Raw genomic sequence first — 15,084 nt, 5'->3', positions numbered from 1 at the left:
AACCCCACCTTTTCTATATTCCAGAGATTCTCGAATAAAAGATATGTACTAAAAAGGGAGGTAAGAAAAAGCTAGTTGGATTAATTGTCTGTATTGGCAGTTTATCTGAGGATCATCGAAGCAGCGAGGTGCCTATCGCACGATAATAGTTTTTGCAGAGGCAGTTTCGCTCGCTTATCAGTACGCTCGGCTCGAAAGAAAAGACGGCAATTTTATGCTCGCAGAAGTGCTCTCTCTGCAAGAATTCTAGAGTCTCAACCTCAAACCTAGGTTATTGCTACTTTTATCTGTTAATCCGCTAGGCTCCTTCCTGCCTCTAAGACCAGCGGCATGATAGTTTGTGTAAATTTCAGGGACGGGGTGTGCTTAGCACATATGAAGTTATTCCATTATGGCATCAGGTATATAGCGATCGCTGATAAGTAAGCAAAGATTCTTAGTTTCAGGAATAGGGCATGCTGCTTATGAGAATTTTTCATGAGAAAGTCTGGACTCCTGGCCTTAGAAGATGGATATGATATTGGGTCAACAGCAACATTGCTGGAAGAGATACATGCGGTACAAACGTTGAGGGTTGGTCCCACAGTTTTGTGGCACCAACCCTCAAGTAAACTTATGAAGTTGTAACTTTAGCCCTTAATCTCGGGGCTATCAAAGGAAGCTCCCTCAACCCTTTGAGCTTCATTATGTTCATGATGAGCTTCTTCTAGCTCAGTAGGAGTTACAGGAAGAACACGATCAGTAAAGAACAACTTCGATAAGGTGCCTCGTGCTTTCTCAAGCATTGTAACCTTCCCCTTAGCATTGGGGCGTGCAGGTATTACATCTGGTGAATCGAAACTAACTAGCTTGTACCGACGATACTCGTCAAGAGGCCTGTGCACCTCAATAAACTCACCATGGGGGAGTTGCACCACTTGACCAGTTTCGATGCCATGAAGCACTAGCTCACGATCTTTACGCTGCAAGGAGAGGCAAATCCTTCGGGTAATCTCGAAACCAAGGATGGGTCCAAGGAAGAAGAGCGCACGCAATACATAAGCTACATCATTTAGCGAGACGTGGAAATGTGTTGCGATCAAATCAGAAGATGCCGCGATCATCAAAACTGAGTAGTAGATGATACCGGCAACACCGGCGCCTGTACGGAATGGAGCGTTACGCGGGCGATCAAGAATATTATGAACCCGATTATCTTTGGTGACCCAACGTTCGATCCAAGGCCACGTGAATAAGAATCCCATCAAGACGCCTGCGAGTGCAAAAGGCAGTAGGACATTCAGAACCCATGTTCCACCGATTTGCCATTCCCATGACCATGGCCAAACACCAGGCCATAGACGTAATGCACCGTCACCAAAGCCTACGTACCAGTCAGGCTGAGTACCTGCTTGAACTGGAGATGGATCGTAGGGACCATAGTTCCATATTGCGTTAATAGTGAAGGTGGAAGCTAAGAAAGCGATGATACCGAAAACTATGAAGAAGAAACCGCCTGCTTTTGCAGCATAAACCGGACCTACAGGAAAACCAACAACGTTATTGTTGGTACGACCTGGTCCTGGATATTGGGTGTGTTTATGCAGGACAACCATGAACATATGCAGTCCAACGCACAACAACAGAACTGCCGGAATGATCATGATATGCAGGCTGTATAGGCGGCTAATAATGTGTTCACCTGGGAACTCGCCTCCGAAGAAGAAAAGCGAGAGGTATGTACCTACAAGCGGAATTGCGACCATAATGCCATCGACAATTCGCAAACCGTTACCAGAGAGCACATCATCGGGGAGGGAGTACCCAGTAAAGCCCGCCATAATGCCCGTGACAAAGAGGACGCAACCTACAACCCAGTTCAGCTCACGTGGACGGCGGAAAGCCCCTGTAAAGAAGACACGGAGCATGTGGATACAGATGGCCAACATAAACATGAGAGCCGCCCAGTGGTGAATCTGACGGATCAACAGGCCCCCGCGAATATCAAAAGAGATATCTAAAGTAGACGCAAACGCAACAGACATTTCTGTACCCTTCATGGGTACATATGAACCGTCATAGGTAACTGCAGCGGTTGATGGGTTAAACCAGAATGTTAAAAAAGTTCCTGAAATAAGGAGCACTACAAAGCTGTATAGAGCCACCTCACCGAACATAAAGGACCAGTGATCTGGAAAGATTTTTCGGCCAAATTCTTTAACAACCCCAGACATGCCAACACGCGTATCAACAAAATTCGCGATACGCCCAGCGTTGCTTTTAGGTTTGTATTCGTAGCCAGTTGTTGTAGACATTACTTATTTCGCCTCCTTCTCACGCTCTGCACGCATTTCTTCGACGTGCTGACCGCGTTCCCAATACGCGGGACCAACTGGCTCATGGAAGTCGCTCTGAGCCACAAGATAACCATTATCATCGACTGTAATCGGCAACTGTGGGAGTGCGTGACCTGCAGGACCGAATACAACCTTGCATTCATCTGCCGCATCAAAAGTAGACTGATGGCACGGGCACAGCAGATGATGCGTTCGCTGCTCGTACAGCGCGATGGGACATCCAACGTGTGTACAGACCTTCGAATAAGCGACTATACCGTCAACGTGCCAGTTTTTGCGTTCTTCCGAAATCTTCATCTCATTGGGGTCAAGACGCATCAACAAGACAACTGCTTTAGCTTTTTCCTCTAGATAGCCATTTTCATGGCTGAGGGACGTGATGGTCTCCGGCAGAACGTGATAAGCAGATCCGATCGTAACGTCAGAAGCTTTAATCGGAGTCCCAGAAGGGTCGCGTACAAGACGGACACCCTGATCCCACATCGTGTGTTTAAGAACGGCAGGATCATTCGGCCCCAGATCGCGCAGAAACGTAATAAAAGTTAACGGAGCCAGAATAACTGAGCCAATGAGAGTATTGCGCAGGAGAGGACGGCGTTTAATACCTGACTCATCAATAATAGTTTCGATGATTTCTTCTGCCTCGGCGCGATCCTCTTCAGGACGCAAATCGTGCCGCTCCTCAACGAGTTCATGGTCAGGCATAAGCGTACGTGCCCAATGAACAACTCCAATACCAATGCCGAACATAGCGAATGCTATACCTAAACCAAGCAAGAGGTTCTGCAGCTGCAGTTTACTGGTAGGCTCCGTATTGTTTACATCAAAGAAGTTACCTTCAACTGATATACCGAAATACGCGACCCAGAATAACAAAGAGCCGAGCATTGATAGTACAAAGAGTAGAATAACTTGGCGCTCAGCACCTTTAGCACGCTTCGAATCCACATCTGTCAGACGTGGACGATGTGGAGGCAGCCCAGGATTCTGAAACTGCTCCTTTGAATCCTCTGAAGAGGTAACTACGGTGACGCTCTGAGCGTCTTGACCGTCACGATGGTTTCCCATGTGTTGCCTCAAATCTTTTCCGATACGAATAGTATGTGCGTATTTATGCTGAGCGAGAGGTCAGCCAAATAACAAAGATAAGCACGATCCCTAGACCGACGCTCCAAATCAACAGACCTTCAGCGACAGGACCTAGAGAGCCTAGCTTAAGACCACCAGGGGAAACATTTTTTTCCTGTGCTTTCAAATAGGTGATAACATCACGCTTCTCTTGCGGGGTAAGGTTTGCGTCATTGAAAACAGGCATATTTTGAGGTCCAGTTTCCATGGCTTCATAGATATGTTGATCGCTAACACCCATGAGAGAAGGAGCAAACTTCCCTCGGGTAAGAGCACCACCCGCACCAGCCGCGTTATGACACATTGCGCAGTTGGCTAGGAAGACACGGGCACCATTTGCAGCATCGCCTTTGGTGGTATCTAGATTCTCTGCTTCAGGTATTGCAGGACCGGCGCCCAGCGAAGCAACATATGCAGAGAGCTGCTTCGTCTGTTCCTCGTTGAACTGACCAGGTTTGACTTGAGCCTGTGTACCTTGCATCTGCATAGGCATGCGGCCGGTACCAACCTGAAAATCAACTGCGGCTGCACCAACACCGATGAGCGAAGGACCATCAGCGGTGCCTTCAGCGTTCATTCCATGGCAGGTTGCACAGTTGGCTTGGAAGAGTTTTTGACCAGCGTTTACATCATCTTGAGTGTATGCATGGCTTGACTCGGCCTTGGCCTGATTGGTGGCAGTGGCAACTGTGTAGAGACCACCAGTAAGGATGAGAGCCAACGCAAGCAACACAATAGCTGCAAGCGGGTGACGCCGCTTCTGTGAAAGTGCCTTCACGTCTTTTGTTCCTTGTGTGTGCTAGTAAAAATGGATACGGACGGGGCGAGAGTGTTGGACTGTTATTTGACGAAGTACACTACGGCAAATAGAGCGAGCCACACGACATCTACAAAGTGCCAGTAGTACGAGACAACGATTGCACTAGTTGCTTCGTAATGACCAAATCGCTTAGCGACAAATGCGCGACCAATGATCAGGAGGAAAGCTACTAGACCAGCTGTCACGTGTAACGCATGGAACCCTGTTGTGATGTAGAAAGCGGATCCGTAAGCGCTAGATGCAATGGTTACGCCTTCTGAAACCAAGGTTGCGTACTCATAAGCCTGACCGCAGACGAAGATTGCGCCCATGATGAAAGTCAACACAAACCATTCAGCCATGCCCCATGCCTTAATATTCAGCAAAGAACCGGAGCGGCGTGGTTTGAGCTGTTCTGCGGCAAATACGCCCATCTGGCATGTCACAGAACTCAGCACAAGAACGATTGTGTTGATAAAAGCGAAGGGAACGTTAAGGATATGTACATTATCAGCCCAAATGTCAGGACGTGATGCCTTAAGGGTGAAGTACATAGCAAAAAGCCCGGCAAAGAACATCAGCTCTGATGCCAACCACACGACGGTACCAATGGCGACCGTGTTGGGTCGGTTAAGAGCCGGATGTGCCGGCCTGCTGGGGTTATTGGTTACAGTTGTCACATAGACATTATGTCGCTAAAACTTGCGAAGAGCGAATACATAACCTCTTAAATCTTGCGGTGTGTTGGGAAAATCCTTAGAGTTCCCTGTAAACTAGCGGTTTTCACGAGATTTGTGCGACACGCTCTATGTGTAATGTTTTGGTAAGTTCGTGGGGGAGAGAAGCCTCAAAGCTGTGGCACCCTATGCGCTGGCAGCAGATGAATCCTGCAGGAAGGTTAAAATCGGGAGTATGGATATAACTGCACATGAGTCATTAACCTGGAAATACATTTTGAATCAGCTCATCTCTGGGCAGGATCTCGGTTCTCGTCATGTGGACTGGGCTATGGATGAAATTATGACTGGTTCAACGCCTGAACCTATACTTGCTTCCTTCCTGACATCGCTCCACATGAAGGGGGAGACCTCTGAAGAGTTAGGCGCCCTTGCGCGAGGAATGCTTGCAAAAGCTGAAACTATTGATCTTGACGTACACGCGGTTGATATTGTAGGCACTGGCGGAGATCAGCAGAATACCGTCAATATATCCACCATGGCAGCCTTGGTTATTGCTGGTACAGGTGCGACAGTTGTTAAACATGGTAACCGGGCGTCAACCTCTAAATCAGGGTCGGCAGATGTCTTGGAGGCGCTAGGTATTCAGCTAGATATGCCGATTAAGTCTGTTGCCGCGTGCGCTCGGCAAGTAGGAATCACCTTTCTATTTGCAATGACTTTTCATCCCTCTATGCGGTTCGTAGGGCCAACTCGAAAAATATTAGGTATACCAACGGCTTTTAACTACCTAGGACCCATGACAAACCCTGCGCGAGTGTCATCATCTGCAATTGGGGTAGCTAATCCGCAGATGGTAGAAAAGATGGCTTGGGTTTTCGCGAATCGAGGCGACCATGCCCTTGTATTCCGGGGGGATGATGGGCTTGATGAATTGACAATTGCTACAACTTCCCAGATCTGGGAAGCAAGTGGGGGTACTCTTCAGAAATATGTCTTTAATCCCGAAGGCTATGGGATTGAGCGTTCTTCATTAGATAACCTGCGAGGGGGAGATGCTGAGTATAACGCCAGTGTGTTTCGCGCAGTATTAGCTGGGGAGGGCGAGTCGGCAAAAGACTCGTTGCATGCAATTCGTAATGCAGTTCTTATTAATGCGGCGGCCGGTCTGATAGCTTACCGAAAAAACGACGGCAGGAGCTTTGAGGAACGGTACACAGAAGCTTTGGCGGATGCGCGCCAATCTATTGATACTGGGGCAGCAGCTCAAGTTTTGAACGCTTGGGTAGAGTTTAGCCACCTGGTGGTAGAAACGCCGAGTCCGTAAAGCGCCTATTCATGTAAATAGAAGATTTTGGTGTATCTGTAGCTTTACTGGACATTGAGGAGAAAGAAGCTGCTGGGGTGAAACCGTCTTTACGAGGGCGCACTGGCAGCTAATCCGGTTCAATTGCACGGAAGGTTGAGTGGCTGGGGTGTGGTTTTCTGACTCTACTTTACATAATGTATATTATCGGCCATTTGTGGTGTTGTGAGTTTGTGTGAGTAAACTCTTTGATTGGTGATGCACCTCATGGAATAATGTTTGTATGGCTTGGGCGTTCTATACGTTGGATCATTGTGCCTACGATGAGGAGGAAAATATGGATTGGCTCTTTGACAGCCCATGGACATTTTGGCTGATACTAGCTTTGCTCTTTGCGATAATTGAGATGCTGTCTCTAGATCTCTTTTTCTTGATGCTTTCCCTATCTGCCCTCATCACATCGGCTATTTCACCATTGATCGAACATTTTTTCGCTCGAGGAATAGTTTTCGCGGTTTTGTGTATCCTTTTTGTGCTTATTCTACGTCCGCCTCTTCTGAAACGCCTCAACCGCTCTGCCGGAAATACTGTTACAAATGCCAAAGCTCTTCGGGGTAAAACTGTTCTTGTGACAGAGGATGTCACTGCTGAGTCTGGTTTAGTGCGTCTTGAAGGCGAAATTTGGACAGCACGCACTTCAGGAGCTCCTATCCCTTCCGGCTCCTACGCCCAGGTCGAAACTATTAACGGTGCTACAGCGTTTGTGTACCCGCATGTATCAACTTTGCCAGAAGGATCAGCTGTTACCCCTGAAGCTAAATAAAATGTTCCATCTACGCCCCTAAATTTTGTTATTAATCACCGAAAAGAAAGTAGGTAATGAAGATATGGTCCCAGTTATTCTTCTTGTGATTCTCTTCATTTTTGTTCTTATCTTGTTGGCTAAAACCATCCGGGTGATTCCTCAAGGTCGAGCAGGAATCGTTGAGCGTCTTGGTAAGTTCCGAACCGTGCTAGAACCCGGTTTGCATATGGTGGTACCGATTATTGACCGCGTGCTGCCTCTAATTGATGTCCGTGAGCAGGTTGTCTCGTTCCCTTCGCAGTCCGTGATTACCGAAGATAACCTTGTGGTTGGGATCGATACCGTTGTTTACTTTCAGGTAACAAGCCCCAAGGACGCAACCTATGAAATTACGAACTATATTCGTGCTGTTGACGAGCTCACCAGTGCGACCCTCCGTAACGTAGTCGGTGGTCTAAACCTTGAGCAGACCTTGACCTCTCGCGATCAAATCAACGCGGAATTGCGTGGAGTTCTTGATGCTACAACCGGCCGTTGGGGACTACGAGTATCTCGTGTCGATATTAAAGAAATTCAGCCCCCACACTCTATCCAGGACTCAATGGAGAAGCAGATGCGTGCAGAGCGTGATCGTCGTGCTGCCATTCTGACGGCCGAAGGTCAGAAGCAGTCAGATATTCTGACGGCTGAAGGTGAATCTAGGGCTGCTATCCTTCGCGCGGAAGCTGAAAAACAGGCTCAGATTCTTCGAGCTGAAGGTGACGCTCAATCTGCAATCCTTCGAGCTGACGGTGAAGCTGAAGCTGTTCATAAGGTATTCGAAGCCATCCATCAATCTAACCCAAGCCAACAGCTACTCACCTATCAGTATCTGCAAACCTTGCCCAAACTTGCTGACGGCCAAGCTAATAAACTCTGGTTTATCCCCACAGAACTTGGCGATGCTCTACGAGGTCTTGGTAACGCATTCGGCAATTTGCCGGTATCGGACATAAACGATGGATCGACAAAAGCAGCGTATACAAAGCCTGATACTTTTGAGAACCCATCTCAAGGATATGGCTTCAATAGTTAAGATAGTTTAGCTTGACTTCGCGAATAGCTGTCTCTAATAGTTGGGCGGCGGAGAATATTCTCGATATAATGGATGTTTTAGACGTTCGAGGGAATAGCTCTCCCCCGCCCAACGTTATGCAGCCGCTGAGTATCTGCGGAAACCCTTTCTGGAGTCTGGAGGAATTGTGAGCGATCGTAGCCTGCGTGGTATGCGTCTTGGAACTCAATCTATGGAAACCGAGTCCAATGTACAGCCTGCACCCCGTCAACGTGTAGAGTACCGAACCACTGATGGTGACCGCGTATTTGTGACCTTTGCTGCTGAAGCTGAAATTCCACAGGTCTGGGTTGCTAAAACTGGCAAAGAAGCATATCTTGTCAACGGCGAGAGTGACGCCCAGAATGACGATGATAAGCCAGCTCGTACACACTGGGACATGCTAATGGAACGACGTAGCGTTGAAGAGTTAGAGAAGACTCTAGAAGATCGGTTGGAATACTACCGTTCTCATTATGCACTGTAGGATACATTCATAATGCATAAGGGAGAGGAACCCTTTTAGAGGCTCCTCTCCCTTTCTTGTGCACATGAGAAATAACTAGTCAATCATATGCTCTACCTCCATCGGGACCTCGCCTTTGAAGAAGGCAGGACGGAGGCAACGTTGATACACCATAACGCAAATTCCTAAGAGAAGAATCGCGACACTTAAGCAGAAAACTAGCCCGACTCCCCCAATTTCAGACCCCGAGCCATGATGGGGATCCATGGAATCATAGGTCGTCTGGATGAAGAAAACAAGAAGCATAATGCCTCCCAAAAAGGGAAACAAAAACTTGTTCACAAATGACTTAAAGCCTGATGAGAAGGCCACCTTTCGGAAATACCATACACAGGCAAATGCCGTCACGCCGTAGTATAAACAGACCATCAAACTCAAAGCGGAGATAGTATCCCAAAGCACAGAGGTTGAAATAAAACGCATAAGAACGTAGAACAAGGTAGCAATCAGACAGGAAGCGAGGGTCGCATAACTAGGTGATTGGTACTTTGGGCTAATACTCGCAAACTTAGGCCCGAGTGCCTTGTAATATCCCATGGCTAGCAATGTTCGAGCTGGTGAAACTGCCGTGGATTGTAAAGAAGCTAAGGCCGAAATAAGAACTGCGAAAGACATAATAATTCCGAGAGAACCTAGTACAGGCCCCGAAAGAACAGCAAAAATATTCTCCTGGTTATCAGAGTTTCCTAGACCCAGACCTTCTGAGGACGTACCCGCAAATGCCAAAGTGCCCACAGAGATTAACAGGTACAGTAGAACTACTGTGAGGATAGTGCCAACAGCTGCATGACCGCTAGTTGTATGCTCGCCTTCTGTTTCTTCATTCATGGTGAGGACAGCGTCCCAACCCCAATATATGAAGAAGACAAGAGATATACCGGAAGAGAAAGCTGAGAATGACTCGATTCCGAAGGGGTTAAACCATTCAAGAGTCGGAGCAAGGTTAGCAAACCCAGTATTTGTGACCGCTTTATAGAGGGCGACACCCGCAAAAATAGCGAGTACGACAAGCTGGAAAATAATGAAAACAGTTTGGATTTTCTGAGTCGCATCCAGCCCGCGGTATGTGATGTAACACCCGAAACCCATCAAGGTTAAGAATGTGCCGATATTGATAAAGGTATTACTTGAAAGAGTCGCTAGATCTGGGTTAGAAAAAACCTGAGACAAAGCCAGGTAAAAGAAATCTACAGCTATACCTGCGAGGTTTGAGAGAACCAAGATGGTAGCTGCTAATAATGCCCAGCCTCCGAGCCAACCAACCCACGGACCAAATGCTTTGGTTGTCCAGGTGAATGTTGTTCCCGCATCCGGCATAGCAGCGTTAAGCTCTCGGTAGCCAATAGCTACCAATAGCATAGGGATAAACCCAACGAGAAAGATCGCGGGCATGTGCTCCCCCGCTACAGCTCCTACAGGACCCAGGGCCCCCGATAATGAGTATGCGGGTGCTACCACAGAGATACCAATAATAATGGAGCCAAAAAGAGATACAGATCCGGAAGATAATCCCTTTTTGTTAGCGGCGCTTGTATCAATAGCACCGTGGGGGTTATTTGATGCAGAATCTTTGGCTAGACTCTGACCTTTATGTAACTTGTGGGGTTGATTATTCTGAGACAAGGTGCTCTCCCTCTATCGGAGTGTCGTCGCCAGACGGTGTGTGCTTATAGCGACCTGCTCAATATGCGATTTAGTCTAATTGATCCAGAACAGTAGTAAAATCACCTGAATTTTTGTCTACAAGGTGTGCGCATAATAGCTATAGGTAAATAACTGGCGCATGTGTGGAGTAGGATTAGCTGTGACAAGAGCCCCGATCGTTATATGAGATATGACCGGGGCCCTGTAAGCCTCCAAAAAATTATGAAACGCTTCGAATACCTTCGATAAGAATATTCATTGACTGTTTTAGGAGCTCGTCACTGATAGTAAGCGGAGGAAGCAGACGAATAATGTTGCCGTAAGTACCACAAGTAAGAATAAGTACTCCTCGTTGCTGACAGTAAGCAGCAATATCCTTGGCCGCCGTGGGATGCGGGGCTTTAGAAATAGAGTCTGCTACGAACTCCAGTGCGAGCATAGCACCACGTCCGCGGAAATCCCCTACAATGTCTAGCTCATCAACAAGCGGGGCTAACGCTGCTGTCACCAGTTTCTCAATATGCAGAGCTCGTGCGTTCAAATCAAGATCCTGCATAGTTTCAATAGCCGCAAGAGCAGCCGCACAAGATACAGGATTACCACCGTATGTTCCGCCTAATCCTCCTGGCTGAACTTTATCAAAAAGCTCTGCCCGACCAGTGACGGCTGAAAGCGGCATACCACCAGCAATGCCCTTAGCAGTGGTGACCAAATCGGGTTCAATGCCCTCGTACTCACTCGCAAACCATTTGCCAGTGCGGCAGAAACCAGTTTGTACTTCATCAGCGATAAAGACGATACCTTTTTCGCGTGCCCATGCAACCAGCGTTGGTAAGAAACCATCGGCGGGAACAATGAACCCTCCTTCACCCTGGATAGGCTCGATGAGAATTGCGGCTACGTATTCTGAACCAATTTGCTTCTCGATCATGTTGATGGTGCGTTGAGCTGCCTCTTTACCATCCATGTTCTGATCGTCCCGGTAAGGGTAGCTCATAGGAGCACGATAGATTTCAGGAGCAAAAGGACCAAAGCCTTTCTTATATGGTGCTACTTTTGCAGTCAACGCCATTGTTAAATTGGTCCGCCCATGGTAGGCATGATCAAAAACAACTACGGCATTGCGACCGGTAGCTGCACGAGCAATTTTTACAGCATTTTCGACTGCCTCCGCACCAGAGTTGAAAAGTACTGAGCGTTTCTCAAAGCGTCCGGGTATTAGCTCGTTTAGTTTTTCAGAAACTGCGATATACCCCTCATAAGGAGTAACCATAAAACAGGTGTGGGTGAAGTGTGTGACCGATTCTTGAACTGCTTGTACCACCTTGGGAGCTGATGCACCAACAGTTGTGACTGCGATACCCGCTCCCAAATCAGCCAACGAGTTACCATCAACATCAATAATGACGCCACCGTCTGCATCAGCCGCGTAAACTGGGAGCCCCGAAGCGACAGATGCAGGAACAGCTTGTGAGCGACGATGTGCAAGAGCACGTGATGAGGGGCCGGGAAACTCTCCAGTAAGTTTTATCTTTTGAGGAAGACGATACATCTCTACCATGAGACTACCTTTCAAAGGAAAACGTAGCATAAGCTACATGGATAATATGTGAATTGTGAAGAGACGGTACAGCACCTAGACAACAGAGCTGTACCGCTCCACAAGCTCTTCTCTAACGTGTGATGACGCAGGAGCTCTTTTTGCCGAATTGAGCTTGGAGAAGCTGTTCTTTATGCGCTCAAATCACTCATGACGTGTTTAACACGTGTGTATTCTTCAACGGAATACAGGGAAAGATCCTTACCGTAACCCGAGTATTTGAATCCGCCATGAGGCATTTCAGCAGTCAGAAGTACGTGTGTATTAATCCAAACTGCTCCGAAATCAAGATCGCGAGAAACTCGCATAGCAGTACCATGATTTGACGTCCAAACTGATGACGCCAACGCATAATTTACATCGTTAGCAAGCTCAACGGCTTCTGCCTCTGTAGTAAATTTTTGGAGCGTAAGAACTGGTCCGAAAGTCTCTTCCTGGACAACGGCATCGTCTTGATTGACTCCGCTCAGCACTGTAGGTTCCACAAAAAAGCCACGGGTGCCGCACTGTTTGCCACCGGTTTCAACTGTGACATGTTCAGGGAGGGTGTTGAGCTTATTCATGACGGTCTTAAAGTGGTTGATGTTGTTCAACGGACCGTAGAAGTTCTTTGAATCGTCTTCGTGCCCAGTAGCTGTGTCTTTTGCGGCAGCTACCAGCAGATCTCGGAACTTGTCGTAAACGCTGTCTTGAACGAGTACGCGAGTGACTGCTGTACAATCCTGACCAGCATTGAAATAACCGAAATCTGCGAGCATGCGCGCGGTACGAGGCAAATCCGCATCTGCAAAAACAACTGCTGGTGCTTTACCACCAAGTTCCAAATGAGAACGTTTCAGACCAGCTGCAGCGCCGGTGGCAACCGCCTGACCTGCGCGTACCGATCCGGTAATAGAAACCATGGCAGGAGCCGGGTGCCCTACCATAGCTTCACCAGTTTTACCGGTTCCCAGCACAACGTTGACAACACCTGCGGGGTATATTTCCCCTATAAGCCTTGCCAACTCGAGGGTGGATTCTGGTGTGGTGTCAGATGGCTTGAGAACTACAGTATTCCCGGCAGCGAGCGCGGGCCCCAGCTTCCATAATGCCATCATGAGGGGATAGTTCCAGGGGGTTACTTGGGCGACGACGCCGATGGGTTCGCGCCGTACGTATGAGGTATGTCCTTCCATGTATTCGGTTGCTGCTTTTCCTTCTAGGGTGCGTGCTGCCCCTGCGAAGAAACGTAGCTGGTTGGCGCCGACGAGGACTTCTTCGTCACGGATGAGTTCTCGGGGCTGACCGGTGTTGCGGTGTTGTGCTTCAACGAGTACGTCGACGTTTTCTTCGAGCGCATCTGCGAGCTTGAGGAGAAATAGCTGGCGATCTGAAGGGGTCGTATGCTTCCACGTTTTGAATGCGTCTTGAGCCGCTTGCATGGCGGTGTTGACGTCGTCGTCAGTGGATATTGGTGCTTGTGCTATGACTTCGCCGGTTACGGGGTATACGATGTCGAGTACCTCATCAGAGGTGGAATCGACGAACTTGCCGTTGATGAAATTCTTCAAGCGCTTCATAACGTTCTCCTTTGGGGTTGGACTTACGTAGGTTTGTAAGTTTGTGTGTGCTCGTTTTTCCTTGTGGAAAGGTAAAACGAACCCTTCGAGAAATTGTTGCGTTGTGCGTATCTTGGATGGTTTTTGGGTGGTTTAGCTGGCGTAGGGGTCTTTGATGCCGATGTATTGTGTGTAGGTGTATTCGGCGATGCCTTCGGCGGCTCCTTCCCGTCCTAGTCCGGAATGTTTAACGCCTCCGAATGGGGCTGCAGCGTTTGACATGATGCCGATGTTGAGGCCTGTCATGCCGACTTCTAGGCGGTCTAGTGTTCGCAGGGCGCGGGATGTATCTGTTGTGTAGACGTAGGATGCTAGCCCGTATTCTGTGTTGTTGGCAAGTTGGATTGCTTCTTCTTCGGTAGAAAAGGTGATGATGGGTGCTACAGGGCCAAAGATTTCTTCTTGGATGACGCGTGCATCGTGAGGAACGTTGATGAGGACTGTGGGTTGGTAGAAGTATCCGGGACCGTTTTGGGGATAACCGCCGACCAGAGCTTGGGCACCTCGGTCGAGAGCATCTTGTACAAGTTCGTGGATGGAATCTACTGCTTTTTGTTCTATGAGGGGGCCACAGGTGGTGTCTGGGTTTAGACCGTTGCCGGTTTTGAGATTTGCGATTTTTGTCGCTAGTTTGGTGGAAAATTCTTCGGCACGAGATTCGTGGACTAGGAATCGGTTTGCGGCGGTGCAGGCTTCGCCCATATTGCGCATTTTTGCTCCCATGGCGCCTTCAACGGCTTCGTCGATATTTGCGTCTTCGAAGACGATGAAGGGGGCGTTTCCGCCGAGCTCCATGGAGGTGCGTAGAACATTTTGCGCGGCTGATTTTAGAAGGGCTTTGCCAACGGGGGTGGAGCCGGTGAATGAGAGTTTGCGCAGGCGTGAGTCTGCAAGGAGAGAATCTGAGACGGCTGATGCAGTTGCTGATGCAACTACGTTGAGTACTCCTGCTGGTAGCCCTGCATCGAGCATGGTTTGTGCGAAGTATTGCGCGGTTAGGGGTGTGAGCCGTGCAGGTTTGAGGATCATTGTACATCCTGCTGCTATTGCAGCTCCGGCTTTGCGTGTTGCCATGGCTAGTGGGAAGTTCCATGGGGTGATGAGTAGGCATGGTCCTACAGGCTTATGCTTTACCAGTATTTGGTTTTTACCTTCGGGCGTGGGCTGGTAGCGTCCGTAGTCGCGTACGGTTTCTTCGGAGAACCATCGTAAGAATTCGGCTCCGTAGACTACTTCTCCTCGTGATTCTGCGAGGGGTTTTCCCATTTCGAGGGTCATGAGGGTGGCGAATTCTTCGGAGCGATCGGTGATGAGGTCGTATGCCTGTCGTAGTATTTCTGCACGTTCACGCGGCGGCGTGTGTGCCCATTGGTCTTGAACCTGGCATGCTGCGTCTAGGGCCGCTATTGCGTCTTCAGGTGTTGCTGATGCTAAGGTCGTGAGCTTTTCTTCGGTCGCTGGGTTTAGGACATCGAATGTCTCCCCTGCGAATCCTTCACGCCATGTGTCGCCGATGAGTAGCCCAGTGGGTATTTTGTTGATAAGTTCTTGAAGATGTTGTTCCATTGTTTT

Annotated in this window: 12 protein-coding genes; 4 read left to right on the top strand and 8 right to left on the bottom strand. The window is 48.5% G+C overall.

Going from position 1 to position 15,084, the window contains the following annotated elements:
• Nucleotides 1–629 precede the first annotated feature (629 nt).
• From HMPREF2609_RS03660 to HMPREF2609_RS03645, 4 genes are all read right to left on the bottom strand, one after another.
• Nucleotides 630–2,294 carry a cytochrome bc1 complex cytochrome b subunit gene (locus HMPREF2609_RS03660; protein ID WP_048752172.1) on the bottom strand — a complete coding sequence of 555 codons (1,665 nt, stop codon included), beginning with the start codon at nt 2,292–2,294 and terminating at the stop codon, nt 630–632.
• 3 nt (nt 2,295–2,297) lie between these two features.
• Complete coding sequence (locus HMPREF2609_RS03655) at nt 2,298–3,404, bottom strand: cytochrome bc1 complex Rieske iron-sulfur subunit (RefSeq protein WP_004004660.1); 1,107 nt, start codon at nt 3,402–3,404, stop codon at nt 2,298–2,300.
• A gap of 43 nt (nt 3,405–3,447) precedes the next feature.
• The gene (locus tag HMPREF2609_RS03650; protein WP_048752171.1) at nt 3,448–4,242 is read right to left on the bottom strand and encodes a cytochrome bc1 complex diheme cytochrome c subunit; all 795 of its coding nucleotides are present in this window, start codon (nt 4,240–4,242) and stop codon (nt 3,448–3,450) included.
• Nucleotides 4,243–4,304: 62 nt separating this feature from the next.
• Entirely contained in the window at nt 4,305–4,943 is a 639-nt protein-coding gene (locus HMPREF2609_RS03645) for an aa3-type cytochrome oxidase subunit III (protein ID WP_004004662.1), read from the bottom strand.
• A 232-nt stretch (nt 4,944–5,175) separates the two neighbouring features.
• On the opposite strand from HMPREF2609_RS03645, the gene trpD reads away from it, so the two are divergent.
• From trpD to HMPREF2609_RS03625, 4 genes are all read left to right on the top strand, one after another.
• Nucleotides 5,176–6,267, top strand: coding sequence for an anthranilate phosphoribosyltransferase (gene trpD, locus HMPREF2609_RS03640; protein WP_192831430.1), 1,092 nt, complete (start codon nt 5,176–5,178; stop codon nt 6,265–6,267).
• A 262-nt stretch (nt 6,268–6,529) separates the two neighbouring features.
• Nucleotides 6,530–7,069: an NfeD family protein gene (locus HMPREF2609_RS03635; protein ID WP_246825560.1), complete on the top strand. Its 540-nt coding sequence runs from the start codon at nt 6,530–6,532 to the stop codon at nt 7,067–7,069.
• Between the two features lie 64 nt (nt 7,070–7,133).
• Nucleotides 7,134–8,126 carry an SPFH domain-containing protein gene (locus HMPREF2609_RS03630; protein WP_013399065.1) on the top strand — a complete coding sequence of 331 codons (993 nt, stop codon included), beginning with the start codon at nt 7,134–7,136 and terminating at the stop codon, nt 8,124–8,126.
• A 166-nt stretch (nt 8,127–8,292) separates the two neighbouring features.
• The gene (locus HMPREF2609_RS03625) at nt 8,293–8,631 is read left to right on the top strand and encodes an RNA polymerase-binding protein RbpA (RefSeq protein WP_004004666.1); all 339 of its coding nucleotides are present in this window, start codon (nt 8,293–8,295) and stop codon (nt 8,629–8,631) included.
• A 75-nt stretch (nt 8,632–8,706) separates the two neighbouring features.
• On the opposite strand, the gene HMPREF2609_RS03620 is transcribed toward HMPREF2609_RS03625, so the two are convergent.
• From HMPREF2609_RS03620 to HMPREF2609_RS03605, 4 genes are all read right to left on the bottom strand, one after another.
• On the bottom strand, nt 8,707–10,293 hold the full coding sequence (locus HMPREF2609_RS03620) for an APC family permease (protein WP_070535089.1): 1,587 nt from the start codon (nt 10,291–10,293) through the stop codon (nt 8,707–8,709).
• Between the two features lie 241 nt (nt 10,294–10,534).
• Nucleotides 10,535–11,905: a 4-aminobutyrate--2-oxoglutarate transaminase gene (gabT, locus tag HMPREF2609_RS03615; protein WP_070535087.1), complete on the bottom strand. Its 1,371-nt coding sequence runs from the start codon at nt 11,903–11,905 to the stop codon at nt 10,535–10,537.
• A 140-nt stretch (nt 11,906–12,045) separates the two neighbouring features.
• On the bottom strand, nt 12,046–13,473 hold the full coding sequence (locus HMPREF2609_RS03610) for a gamma-aminobutyraldehyde dehydrogenase (RefSeq protein ID WP_070535085.1): 1,428 nt from the start codon (nt 13,471–13,473) through the stop codon (nt 12,046–12,048).
• Nucleotides 13,474–13,605: 132 nt separating this feature from the next.
• The gene (locus HMPREF2609_RS03605) at nt 13,606–15,078 is read right to left on the bottom strand and encodes an NAD-dependent succinate-semialdehyde dehydrogenase (protein ID WP_070535083.1); all 1,473 of its coding nucleotides are present in this window, start codon (nt 15,076–15,078) and stop codon (nt 13,606–13,608) included.
• Nucleotides 15,079–15,084: the final 6 nt, after the last annotated feature.

This window comes from Rothia sp. HMSC058E10, assembly GCF_001809415.1.
Lineage (GTDB): Bacteria > Actinomycetota > Actinomycetes > Actinomycetales > Micrococcaceae > Rothia > Rothia dentocariosa.
This window is presented reverse-complemented; position numbering and strand designations above follow the sequence as displayed.